12 protein-coding genes and 3 tRNA genes are annotated in these 12,399 nt (G+C 36.3%); 5 read left to right on the top strand and 10 right to left on the bottom strand.

The genetic code is table 11. The annotated features are described in order from the left end of the window. Positions 1-66: 66 nt before the first annotated feature. The 3 genes from RYK16_RS06990 to RYK16_RS06980 all read right to left on the bottom strand — a co-directional run bounded on the left by RYK16_RS06990 (position 67) and on the right by RYK16_RS06980 (position 2,317). A tRNA-Arg gene (locus tag RYK16_RS06990) sits at positions 67-143 on the bottom strand. A gap of 121 nt (positions 144-264) precedes the next feature. Continuing rightward, positions 265-1,371, bottom strand: a complete 1,107-nt coding sequence (locus RYK16_RS06985; protein WP_314851554.1) for a M20/M25/M40 family metallo-hydrolase — start codon at positions 1,369-1,371, stop codon at positions 265-267. A 55-nt stretch (positions 1,372-1,426) separates the two neighbouring features. After that, complete coding sequence (locus RYK16_RS06980) at positions 1,427-2,317, bottom strand: RluA family pseudouridine synthase (protein WP_314851553.1); 891 nt, start codon at positions 2,315-2,317, stop codon at positions 1,427-1,429. Positions 2,318-2,393: 76 nt separating this feature from the next. On the opposite strand from RYK16_RS06980, the gene RYK16_RS06975 reads away from it, so the two are divergent. After that, positions 2,394-3,947, top strand: a complete 1,554-nt coding sequence (locus RYK16_RS06975; protein WP_314851552.1) for an FAD-dependent protein — start codon at positions 2,394-2,396, stop codon at positions 3,945-3,947. A gap of 33 nt (positions 3,948-3,980) precedes the next feature. On the opposite strand, the gene RYK16_RS06970 is transcribed toward RYK16_RS06975, so the two are convergent. Together RYK16_RS06970 and RYK16_RS06965 are read right to left on the bottom strand one after the other, a co-directional pair. Further along, positions 3,981-5,360 (bottom strand): DEAD/DEAH box helicase, encoded by a 1,380-nt coding sequence (locus RYK16_RS06970; protein ID WP_314851551.1) that lies wholly within the window; start codon positions 5,358-5,360, stop codon positions 3,981-3,983. 184 nt (positions 5,361-5,544) lie between these two features. Continuing rightward, the gene (locus RYK16_RS06965; RefSeq protein ID WP_314851550.1) at positions 5,545-5,754 is read right to left on the bottom strand and encodes a hypothetical protein; all 210 of its coding nucleotides are present in this window, start codon (positions 5,752-5,754) and stop codon (positions 5,545-5,547) included. Positions 5,755-5,984: 230 nt separating this feature from the next. Here RYK16_RS06965 and RYK16_RS06960 point away from each other — a divergent pair, with 230 nt between their 5' ends. Next, the gene (locus RYK16_RS06960) at positions 5,985-7,046 is read left to right on the top strand and encodes an A/G-specific adenine glycosylase (protein WP_314851549.1); all 1,062 of its coding nucleotides are present in this window, start codon (positions 5,985-5,987) and stop codon (positions 7,044-7,046) included. 23 nt (positions 7,047-7,069) lie between these two features. Here the strand turns inward: RYK16_RS06960 and udp are convergent, their stop codons facing one another. Then, positions 7,070-7,852 carry a uridine phosphorylase gene (gene udp, locus RYK16_RS06955; protein WP_314851548.1) on the bottom strand — a complete coding sequence of 261 codons (783 nt, stop codon included), beginning with the start codon at positions 7,850-7,852 and terminating at the stop codon, positions 7,070-7,072. A gap of 206 nt (positions 7,853-8,058) precedes the next feature. On the opposite strand from udp, the gene RYK16_RS06950 reads away from it, so the two are divergent. Both RYK16_RS06950 and RYK16_RS06945 read left to right on the top strand, forming a co-directional pair. After that, positions 8,059-8,132, top strand: a tRNA-Glu gene (locus tag RYK16_RS06950). 11 nt (positions 8,133-8,143) lie between these two features. Next, positions 8,144-8,214, top strand: a tRNA-Trp gene (locus tag RYK16_RS06945). A 71-nt stretch (positions 8,215-8,285) separates the two neighbouring features. On the opposite strand, the gene RYK16_RS06940 is transcribed toward RYK16_RS06945, so the two are convergent. From RYK16_RS06940 to RYK16_RS06930, 3 genes are all read right to left on the bottom strand, one after another. After that, positions 8,286-8,795 carry a Gx transporter family protein gene (locus RYK16_RS06940; RefSeq protein WP_314851547.1) on the bottom strand — a complete coding sequence of 170 codons (510 nt, stop codon included), beginning with the start codon at positions 8,793-8,795 and terminating at the stop codon, positions 8,286-8,288. Further along, the gene (locus tag RYK16_RS06935; RefSeq protein ID WP_314851546.1) at positions 8,792-9,286 is read right to left on the bottom strand and encodes a NusG domain II-containing protein; all 495 of its coding nucleotides are present in this window, start codon (positions 9,284-9,286) and stop codon (positions 8,792-8,794) included. Before RYK16_RS06935 ends, RYK16_RS06940 begins: the two co-directional genes overlap by 4 nt. Positions 9,287-9,858: 572 nt before the next feature. Continuing rightward, the gene (locus RYK16_RS06930; RefSeq protein ID WP_314851545.1) at positions 9,859-10,383 is read right to left on the bottom strand and encodes a hypothetical protein; all 525 of its coding nucleotides are present in this window, start codon (positions 10,381-10,383) and stop codon (positions 9,859-9,861) included. A 113-nt stretch (positions 10,384-10,496) separates the two neighbouring features. Between RYK16_RS06930 and RYK16_RS06925 the strand changes: the two genes are divergently transcribed. Next, positions 10,497-11,960 carry an NAD(P)H-hydrate dehydratase gene (locus RYK16_RS06925; RefSeq protein WP_314851544.1) on the top strand — a complete coding sequence of 488 codons (1,464 nt, stop codon included), beginning with the start codon at positions 10,497-10,499 and terminating at the stop codon, positions 11,958-11,960. Between the two features lie 23 nt (positions 11,961-11,983). On the opposite strand, the gene RYK16_RS06920 is transcribed toward RYK16_RS06925, so the two are convergent. After that, positions 11,984-12,241: a kinase to dihydroxyacetone kinase gene (locus tag RYK16_RS06920; RefSeq protein WP_294209435.1), complete on the bottom strand. Its 258-nt coding sequence runs from the start codon at positions 12,239-12,241 to the stop codon at positions 11,984-11,986. Between the last annotated feature and the right edge of the window lie 158 nt (positions 12,242-12,399).

Genomic DNA, 12,399 nt, shown 5'->3' with positions numbered 1-12,399 from the left:
GTCCTCCCTCATTTGATAGCATAAATATCCTAATAAAAAAACCGCTTCTAGCGGGCTTTTTTTAAATGGCGCGCCGAGCAGGAGTCGAACCCGCAACCTTTTGATTCGTAGTCAAATGCTCTATCCAGTTGAGCTATCGGCGCATTCGGTGTTATCACCTTGCTTTTTAATAGTATTCCATTCCCCTAGAAAATACAAGCCTTTTTCAGAAAAAAGTCATGTAAAATCAATGAAAAAATAGTACTTGTGAAATACATGCAAGCACTATCTTATTACCACCTGAAACATATGTACTGCAGTTGGGATAATTTCATCATCAAACACATAGGAATCATGATGAAGCGAAGGACAAGCCCCCATCCCAACAAAGACAAACATACTTGGGGCAAATCTTTTATAATATCCAAAATCTTCACTGGCACGAATTGGTTCAGATAATTGTTCCACCTCCAAACCAGCAGTCTTTAATTTCATAACAGTCTTCTCTACTAACGATGGATCTGCGTAATTTTCATCAAAGCGATCAAATTCTTCAATACTAACTTCAAACTCCCCTTTTAATCCTTCAAAGTATGAGCGAACGTATCTTTCTAATATCGATAGCTCATTTTCTTTAGCTGCACGTAGTGTCAAACAGATTTCACCGTTTGCTGGCGAAATTCCAAAATTTAAACTACCTACATTCATATGAATGATTGTTATCATCGCAAGTGAGCTAAAGTGATAGTTTTCAAATGTAAATGGTTGAAATCCCGTCTGCTTTGCTAGAGGTTCAATTGCTTTGGCAAATGCAGATAAAGCATAGACTGGATTGCGTCCCTTTTCAGGTTCTGAAGCATGGCTTTGCACTCCTGTCAAAGCGATTCGATAGCCTACCGATGCACACATAACTGTCTCTGGACGATAGTAAATCACATTCTTTCTTAGGTTTGGCATATTATGCAAACCAAAGATTTTATCTACATGATACTTTTCAAATAGTGGTTTACAGATAGCTGCACCACTACCATTTTCTTCGGCCGGTTGAAAAAGATAGATGATATTATACTCGCTTTCTTTCTCCTCTTCTTCAAGCATTACACCCAACAAAATTGCAGTATGCCCATCATGACCACAACCATGAAATGGTGTATTCAATGAATTCATAATCGCATCATGATCAGCACGTAAAACGATTGTCTTCTTTTCAGGTCGGTATGGCTTCATGCAATACAACCAATCCTTTTCATCAAAGACAAGATAACTCTTCATATGATTTAAGATAAACTCTTTGATTAATTTTCTTGTGTATACTTCATGATTAGATATCTCTGGATGTTCATGTAACACATGACGAAACGCAATGATCTTTTCGAGATTTTCCTGTTTCATACAGATACTCCTTTGTGTACTTCTATAATTTGATTCTATGCCTAAATATTTCCGATTACAAACCTTTCGCTGCGGTACTTATCTCTTGAAGTTTATTGACTACCTTTTGCATATCATCTGGCAGTTTACATTCTACCGTAATCTTTTTCCTTGTCTTAGGATGGACAAACTCCACCTTCCAACAATGTAATGCAGGACGTTTCATTGCATGCATACTGCCACCATAGAGACGATCACCAATTAGTGGATGCCCAAAATGAGCCATACCTGCACGTATCTGATGTAATCTTCCAGTTTCAATATGAACTTTAATCAACGAAAAGAAATTACCCTCTGTAATCACTTCATAATTGGTAATACATTTCTGACCATCTACAGTTACACTTCTTCCACGTATTCCCTTTTCTTTTCCTAAGGTATACGTTAAAGTTCCTCTTTGCTCTTCAAACTTGCCCTTTACGATAGCCAAATATTCTTTATGTAATAATTGTTCTTCACGAGCGGATGATAATAGAGCCGCCATTTGTTTTGTCTTTGCATATACAACAATTCCCGAAACACCTTTATCCAAACGCCCTACAGTTCTAACCGTAAAGCTTTCATCTTGATAGTAACGTTTCAGAATAGAACCCATATCATCATCAAAGTGTTCTGCACTCGCATGACTTGGAATGCCAGCAGGTTTATTCACCACAACAATATCAGTATCCTCATAGAGGATAATTGGTTTTGATTCTAACTGTGGTTCTTCTGTTCGCACAGTCACTACATCGTTTGTATGTACCTCTTGTGTCAGTCTGCACTTTTCATCATTGAGATAAATTGAACCAGACACATGAAATCTACTTATTTCACGACGTGAAAAACCCATCTGTTTAGATAAAATATTCTTTACAAGAAGACCATCTTCACTAGATTTAATTTTCTTTTGTTTTGCGATTTTCATGTACAAATTATATCGCAAATCAATCTCTAATCAAAAGAGAGATTGCTATTGTATAATCATTGTTGAGAGGTACGTTATGCTAAAAATTAACCAGATACGTTGTGAAGTTGGCGAAACATTTTCAATTCATCACATCGCAAAAAAACTGCGCTGTTCAGCCAACGATATTTATTCCTTTGAAATCGATCGCGAATCAATTGACGCTAGAGGTGATGACCTACACTATTCCTATAGTGTATACGCATCTATTAAAAATGAAGATAAATATCTCAAGAATCGTGATGTAAAAAAAGAAATAAAAGAGATATACGTACTTCCAACAACTACGAAGACTCCAAATCAAAGACCAATTATCGTCGGATTTGGTCCAAGTGGGATGTATGCTGGACTTATCTTAGCAGAAGCTGGTCTAAAGCCAATCATCATCGAACGTGGCCAAGCAGTTGAACAACGTACCAAAGATATCAATGCATTCTTTACGAAAGGTAAACTTTTAGAATCATCAAACGTACAGTTTGGTGAAGGTGGAGCTGGAACGTTCTCAGATGGAAAACTTACAACACGAATGAAGAATGTACGTGTTTCAAAAGTATATGAAGAATTTGTAGAAGCTGGTGCTAACCCTGCAATTCTATACCAACAACGCCCTCATCTAGGCACTGATGTATTACAGTCAATCGTCAAAAAGATACGTGAAAAGATTATCCGTCTTGGTGGTGAGGTACACTTTGATACCAAACTAGAAAGCCTATTATTAAACGGTAATCAGATTATTGGTGTTCATACAAACAAGCAAGACTTTACAACCGATAGTGTCATACTCTGCACTGGCCATAGTGCAAGCGACACCTATGAAACCCTTCTTGCACAAGGAGTTGAGATCACACAAAAAGATTTTGCGATTGGTGTACGTGTTGAGCATCCACAGAGTCTTATCGATCAAAGTACCTATGGTAAACATTATGGTCATCCTGCGCTCAAAGCATCATCCTATCAATTAACTGCTAAGACATCTGTTAATCGTGGTGTATATTCGTTCTGTATGTGTCCAGGTGGTGTGGTAATTCCCGCATCTACTGAACAAAATTGTCTTGCGGTAAACGGAATGTCCTACAGCATGCGTGCAGGTAAGAATGCAAATAGTGCCATTCTTGTCCAAATTCCACGTAATGACTTTGATCAAGGTCATCCACTCGATGGTTTCCTATTTCAAAAGAAATTAGAACAACTTGGTTTTTATGAAGGCTTTGTGGCACCTGCACAAAATATCAAAGACTACATAGCACATACCCCTTCCGATAAACTTGTGATTGAAACCTCTTATCCACGTGGTACAATCATGAAAGACATGCATGCATTCTTCTCTGATGAAGTAAATCAAGCAATGGAAGAAGGCATGAAACAATTCGATAAGAAGATACACGGTTGGATTGAAAATGGCATCATGGTAGGTCTTGAAACACGCTCATCTTCCCCGATCAAAATGATTCGTAATGATGATGGAGGTAGTTCATCGATTCAAGGACTATATCCATGTGGTGAAGGCGCTGGATATGCTGGTGGTATCGTCTCTAGTGCAGTAGATGGCATCAAACAAGCTGAAAACTATATTGCACATTTAAATCAATAAACATAAAAATGCAGACTCACATCTGCATTTTCTTTATCTACCAGTATTCTTTTTTCTTGACTTGTAATTCTTTGATTGATGACGTGGCTTTCTATCAGTAGGCTTTTGTGACTTACTTTGCTTTGTGGATTTATGCATCGATTTTTTCGATGCACCAACATCACGTTTCTGATTGTCATTACGTTTGTTAGAATCACGTTTCTTATTTCTATCACTACCACTTCTAGAATCTGACTTCTTCTTAAATGGTGGACGACGATTAGACTTACTATCACTTGCTTTCTTACGCTTTAATTCGATAGAGTATTCCGTCTTCATTAACGGAATCTCTTTCTTTAACATCTTCTCAATGGACGCAAGTAAACCTAGTTCTTCATGACAACATAGAGAAATAGAAATCCCCTCTTTACCAGCTCTTCCAGCCCTACCAATACGATGGATATAAGACTCATCTTCCTCTGGTAAATCATAGTTGAATACATGTGAAATATCTGAAATATCAATACCACGTGCCGCAACATCTGTCGCTACCAATACATCTACTTGATTAGTTCTAAATCGCTGTAATGCATTCTGACGTTGACCTTGTGTTTTATCACCATGGATTGTAAGAACTTTGATACCATCTTCGATTAACTTCTTAGTTAAACGATCGGCACCAATCTTAGTTCTTGTAAATACGATAGCCTTAGTAACTTCAGGACTCATAAGCATATCCTTTAATACACGCTTTTTATCTGCCTTTTCGCAGTATACAAGATACTGTGTAATTGTTTCAGCTGGACTTGCTGGTGGTGCGACACGAATATCTACTGGATCATGTAATAATTCATTCGCTAATTCTTTAATTTCTTTTGGCATTGTAGCAGAGAACATAACAGTTTGACGAACTTCAGGAATACGACTTGCGATTGTACGTACATCACCGATAAATCCCATATCTAACATACGATCCGCTTCATCAAGTACGAATACTTCAATATCACTTAAGATAATCTCACCTTGAACCATAAAGTCATTTAAACGACCTGGAGTCGCAATTAAAATATCACAACCACTACGGAGTGCTTTTCTTTGTGGGCCAGATGGAGCACCACCATATACGCAACAAGCACGTAACTTCAGATATCTACCAAACTTTTTAAAGTTCTCGAAAATTTGAACAGCTAGCTCACGTGTAGGGGTTAATACTAATGCGCGGATTTGATGTTTCTTCTTATATTCAAGCTTATTTAAAATTGGTAATGCGAAAGCGGCTGTCTTACCTGTACCAGTTTGAGCACAGGCAATGATGTCCTTTCCTTCCAACATTACGGGAATTGCTTTTTCTTGGATTGGTGATGGTGTTTCATACTTTGCCTTACTGACTGCACTCAGTATCGGCTCCTTAAGTTCTAAATCTGTAAAATTCATAAATTTCCTCTGCTTTTCATTCTCATCAAAGAAAAACTGATCGAGCTTTTGTATTCCCGACCAGTATAATCAGTTTTCTATAAAAGACTCATAGATATTACTGTATATTCCTTATTAACGCAACCATAACACAGTTAATCATTCTATGCCATACTAAAAATTAAAATGAAGACTATACGACTCATTATAGAAAGAGCTCCTCAATCGAAAGAATTTCACTTTCTTTTACCCGAATAATATGATTTGTTCCATTTGGGAAAATATCAATTTCATCTTCACCAGACTCAGTACCTACAGCAGGATAGTAGTCAAAGACTTCCCCGACAATGATTAAATCATTACAAGTAAGCACTATTACATATTTTTCATAAAAATCTCGCAAGTTCATCTGCATATTTCCTTTCATTAAATTATCTAAAACAAAGGTAAATAATATAAGTTATATATAATATACGTTAGAATAATATGCTTCGACAACACTTTCATACCAATATCAAGCAAAGAAAATCACGACACTATTCCAACATTGGCAATGCAGTATTTCACTATTAAATTATATATTCATATTTTCATTATATTGTATCTATATGACGAACTGATGCAATATCTGCTAAAATGAATCAGATGAAAAATATAGATATCAAAAAGTTAACACAATGGTATGACCAAAACAAGCGCAGTATGCCTTGGCGTGATACAGGTAATCCTTATGATGTTTGGTTAAGCGAGATTATGCTACAACAAACACGTATCGAAGCAGTTAAGCCTAAATATAGTGCATTCAAAAATGAGTTGCCTGATATAGCGAGTTTAGCCAACTGTGACGACGATCGCTTAATGAGACTTTGGGAAGGCCTTGGATATTATAGTCGTGCAAGAAACTTAAAAAAATGTGCTATATATTTGATGGAACATTATGAAGGTAAATTGCCAGAAAATTTTGAACTACTGAAGAAACTTCCAGGAATCGGCCCCTATACAGCGGGTGCTATCGCTTCGATTGCATACAATCTTCCAGCGCCTGCAATCGATGGAAATGTACTACGCGTACTAACTAGATATTATGGAATTACTGATGATATTCGTTTGCCAAAGGTAAAAGAAATGATTGAAAATAAACTCAATGATTTCTACAGTTCAACACATCCAGATTCTAGTTACTCCTCATTTAATCAAGGTATCATGGAATTGGGTGAAACAGTTTGTGTACCAAATGGTGCTCCCCAGTGTAAGAAATGTCCACTCAATAAAAACTGCTTTGCCTATCAAAATAAAATGACAGATAGCATTCCATATCGCTCCTCTCTAAAAGAGAGAAAGATAGTAGAACGTACACTCTTTGCCATTCGTGATGATCAATCATTCTTGATTCATAAGCGACCTCACAAAGGACTGTTAGCAGGATTGTACGAATTCCCAGGGATTGATGCACATCTAACCAAATCAGAAATAATTCGTCATATTGAATCGTTAGGTTTTACTCCCCTTAAGATTACTACCCTACCTGATGCAAAACATATCTTTACACATCTAGAATGGAACATGCATGCATATGAAATCAAAGTGGCTGAAATTCAGCACACATTAGATGAGCATTACTATCTTGTAAATAAAAAGGAACTGCAATCACTTGCAATCCCTTCTGCATTTAGAAAATATACTGATTGGTATTCTCTTAGAGATTAACTCATTCCTAGTGAATGGGTTTTTTAGTCTGCACTACCATCCTGTTCAATCAAGTATTTCACTGCTTCAATTGCAGCCTTGATTGCTAGGTCTGTATCGTGAACTTGTGGGTTAGGTAATCCTGCTCTTTGACGTTCTTGATTTGCGACCGTAAGCAGTACAGTTCCACAACGAACATGTAAATAACTAGCTACGATAAATAGAGCAGCAGATTCCATTTCAGAAGCCTTCGCCCCCATCTTCAGCCAAGCATCCCACTTGCGAATTAAATCCGGTCCATTTGGAAGTGTTTCTGGACGATGTTGCCCATAGAAAGCATCTTTACACTCTACTACACCTGTATGATATGGATGCTCAACACGTCGAGCACCTTCTACTAATGCATTTACAATATCTAAATCTGGAACAGCTGGATATTCAATTGGGGAGTATTCTTTGGAAGTTCCTTCCATACGAATAGCGCCAGTTGCGATGACCAAGTCACCACTCTTTACACTCAAATCCATACCACCACATGTACCTACACGGATAAATGTATCTGCACCGACAGCAGTTAACTCTTCCATTGCGATAGATGCACTAGGTCCACCAATACCCGTTGAAGTAACAGATACCTTTACACCATTTAACCATCCCGTATAAGTTACATATTCACGTGAGTCTGCTACGAGTTCCGCATCATCAAAATATTTTGCGATTTTAGCACAACGTTTTGGATCACCTGGTAAGAAGACATATCTACCTATATCACCCTTACCAACACCAGTATGATACTGTTTTCCGCTTCCTTCACTATAATCAATCATAAAAAGCCTCTCTTTCTACATATTATTACAATAACTTTAAGTTGCTCTGTTGATGTAATTATATCAGACCACTATATTAAATAAATAAAATTGCGCTAGATATGCGCTAAAATAAGCATTTATTTTTATTCATACAAATTTTTTGAATTTTTTTATATAAAATGATTGCAAAGAAATTCCAGACATGCTATATTATACAAGCACTTGGCGCGTTGGTGAAGTGGCTTAACACACCGCCCTTTCACGGCGGCATTCACGGGTTCGAATCCCGTACGCGTCACTTTTTATTTTAGGGGCATCGTACAATGGTAGTACATCGGTCTCCAAAACCGCTGATGGGAGTTCGATTCTCTCTGCCCCTGCTGCTTACAGTAGATATAAGTCATGCATACACGCATGACTTTTTTCTTTTCTATAATTAAAAAGCAAGAACTTAATCTTGCTTACGTAATGGCTTTACACGCTGGATAGCGATTGTTGCTACAAATCCAGTTAATAATCCTGTTGGAATAGATAGTAGTAAGAAATAAGGTAATACAACGATAAATGCTGGCTGCATATAGAAGAATGTAACAACCAACACCTGTCCTAAAGAGTGTCCAATCGAACTCATCACTGAAGTAAACATCAAGGATGACTTTAATAGATCCATCAGAATCAAAATCAAACTGGATAATACGACACCAGCTAAACTAATCCAGAATACACTTCCGAATATTGTTCCAGTTAAAAGATTACCAATCAATACACGCATCGTATTGACAATCAGCATCTCCTTCACTCCAAGCATACGCAAGGCAACTAATGCCATGATATTTGCTAGACCAATACGGAAGACACCCATAATCGGTGGTATCATTGTAGTTTCTAAAATATTTAACGTAATAGCGATAGCAGCTAAGAGTGCTAATACCGTAAAACGTTTTGTGTTAGATATACTCATTTCACACCTAGATATTCAGATAATAGATTTGCGGAACCAATAAATACATCGTTTGGAAGACAAGTGATTGGGATAATACTATTTTCGTCTGCCCAACCCATTTTTACGCATAATTGGTTAGGACATTCTACTTCACGTACATGCCACTTCTTGTCTTTTACTTCAACGTGTACTTCACCTACATCACCTGTAACAACATACTCTCCATCAACACCCGAATCAAACCATTGGATAACTTTACCACGATGAACAATACCTACCCAAATTCCTACCGGCTGTTCAGATGGAATTCCAAGTGTACTAGAATCTGTACTAGGTGTTGGAGTTGTATCTGTAGTTGGCTTTGAAGTTGGAGTTGTATCTGTAGTTGGCTCTGAAGTTGGAGTTGGAGTTGGCGTTTGTTTTTTGTTTTTAGCGATATTTAGACCAACAATACCTAATACTGCAATTAGGATAATACTGATCAAGATATATATTTCTTTCTTCTTCATAATGACAAAATTATAACATGATTAGACAAGTTTATCGCATCTAAGTTTGTTATAATAACGACATGAATATGAGTAACAAGTATTTTCAATGTCTAATATTTCCAATTATTCCAATCGTATTTACTCTACTTTGGATAATTTTTGCGGGCTATGAAACAAATATTAGTGTCTTACTATCTAAACCTAATATTCGTATATTTCCCCTATTACTAGCGGGGATTTCTCTGTTTTATCTTTTTTTGAAATGCAAAGAATACACTAACAAATATATACGAATTCTATTCTTTCTCATTGCGATTCTTGCGTTACTATTCCCTTACATTGAATCTACCATTATCAAAAACATGCATCTACTCTTTGCATATACTACGTTAGTTCTCTATGTATACCTGATAAAAGATATACCTCAGTTTTTCCAGTATCGAATGTTATTTTTTGCGGTATGTATTTTCTGTTTCTTTGATTGTATCTTACAGATGAAGATTACTGGTTTATCTGAGATTGTATTTCTTTGGGTTAATGCATATATTCTTACAAAATAAAAGTCGAATCTTACGATTCGGCTTTATATACTATTGATTTACTTCAGAAACTTTCTTACGTTCTGGACTTAAGTTATCGCAATAGAAACGTACAGCAACTGTACCTAATAAACAGTTATCTTCTGTAGGTTCAACGATATAATAGTCACCTTCAAGCATGCAGTTGTATAATGCTTGGCAAACTGTCTTTAGGTTATCCTTACCTGCTTCAAATTGAGTTAATAATGCGTCAGCACTTAACTCAATATAGAGCCAATCTAAAGCTTTCGCTTCGCCCTTCTTCCAGTTGATTGCATCTTCGTAATCTTTAACTGTCTTTAAATCTAAATCTTCTACCTTATCCTTTGCTGTCTTCTTAACTACCTTCTTCTTTGTAGTTTCTTTCTTAACAGTCTTAGCTGCAGGTGTTTCCTTCTTTACTTTCTTTGCAGTTGTAGCTTTCTTTTCAGTAGCTTCCTTCTTTTCAGCCTTCTTTGCTGGTGCAGCCTTTTTCTTGGTAGCCTTCTTTTCAACTACTTCTTCTGCTACGTCTTTAACAGTTTTCTTTGTTGGCATGTTAGCAAATCCTCCTTTTTCTACTGCTTATGCGAATTATATCATAATTTTATTATAATTTTTCACATTAGATTTCTGTAAGTGTTAATATATGGTTGTAAAGGATATAAAACATGATCGTTAGTCGTAAAGAAATGCTTGAGATTGAAGAAAAATCTGGGCTTTCATCATTTGATTTAATCAATCTTGTCGGCAAAAAATTAGCTGTCCATCTGTTACCATATTTAGATGTTAAATCTAATATTTTAGTACTGGCTGGAAATGGTAATAATGGTGCCGATTGTTTTGCACTTATCAACAATTTAAAACAATTTCATATCAAGTTGATTTTGGTGAATGGTCTTCCAAACAATCCTGATGCAATGAAGATATATCAACAAGTTTCACCTTCAATCATTCAACCTCTGACGGCTTTAGATACATGCTTGAAGGAATGTGATGTTATCATTGATGGTATTTTTGGTTTTGGATATCATGGCAAATTGTCAGAAGATAAACGTGTAGTATTCAAGCAAATACAGAATGCAAATAAACCGATTTATAGTATCGATATTAATTCTGGTGCTGAATGTGATTCTGCCATGCATGATTCATTCGCATTACATTCTACAGTAACGTTTGCGATAGATTGTTATAAACCTTTCCATCTACTACATAAATATCACCATCTGTTTGAAAAGTTAGAACTTGTTCCACTCGATATACCACATCCAAAACAAAGTAGCTTTTTAGAGATGAATCAAACACTCTTCTTCCAAAATCTTGCGAAACGAAAAGAAACTGCACATAAAGGCAGTAGTGGAAAGATATTACTTGTTGGAGGTTCCTACGGAATGGCTGGAGCAATCAGCCTAAATATCACTGGTGCAAAATCCCTGGGTTTTCCATATATTGAAGTAGGATGTATTGATGGTATCTACCCTATTATTGCCACAAAGCACACAACCCCAGTATTCCATCCATTTTCTGCTGACAATGTTGAACAACAGCTAGCTTCAACAATTGAACATGTAAATGCGGCTGCCTTTGGTAGTGGTGTTACACAAATGTACGAGAAAGAATTATGTCTTGATCTAATGATTCAAAAATGTCATGCTCCTTTGATATTGGATGCTGAAGGCATACGTATGTTGCGATACAACACATGGAAATTACGTTTTGCTAAATCACCGATTATCCTAACACCACATATTGGAGAATTTGCAGACTTATTCCACTTAGAAAAAGAAGAAGTCATGCGCAATCCTTTGCACTATGCCTTAAAGTGCGCAAAAGAATTAAAAGTATATATTGTATTAAAATCAGCACATACAATTATCGCTACCCCAAACGGTCAATGTTATATTAACCAAACAGGTAATGAAGCCTTGGCTCAAGCTGGTAGTGGTGATTTACTGACTGGTATGTTAACTGCACTACTTGCATATCATTGTGATATCTTTACCAGTCTACGTATGGGTGTATGGCTCCATGGATATATTGCAGATAGGCTTGTTGAACATCACTCTAAGATGCATATGAATCTAGAAGATTACCCCAAAGCAGTCGATCAATTCTTCTATGAAAATGGGTATTAAAAAACGAGGAAACCCTCGTTTTTTTATCCCTTTAAACCTTCTTCTTGACGTTGCATATTCTCTACAACAACATCGTAGATATCACCGATAGATTGTGCATATTCAAGCACCTTCCATGGTTCATTTGTATGGAAATGAATCTTGATTAAAGTATCATCACCAACAACTAATAAGCAGTCACCTTGGAAATTCTCTGTAATATAGTCATTAATGACATCTTCATCTAAATCATGTCCATCAATTAATAACTGTGTATCAAATTTAAATTCTAACTGTTCCATTTAAGTACCTCCATTAGATGTTGTTATTATATCACGCTTTCAGCGAAAACAAGTAGATATCAATGTATCAGGGCTTTTACTTAGATATTGTGTATATAGTCTTGAGGTATTTAACTATAAGAAAATCAAGTAAAATTAAAAAAATTTTGAGATTTAAA

The sequence above is a fragment of the uncultured Solobacterium sp. genome (genome assembly GCF_963550625.1).
Taxonomy (GTDB): domain Bacteria; phylum Bacillota_I; class Bacilli_A; order Erysipelotrichales; family Erysipelotrichaceae; genus Bulleidia.
The sequence above is the reverse complement of the archived record's forward strand: the minus strand, read 5'-3'. Positions and strand labels throughout refer to the sequence as shown.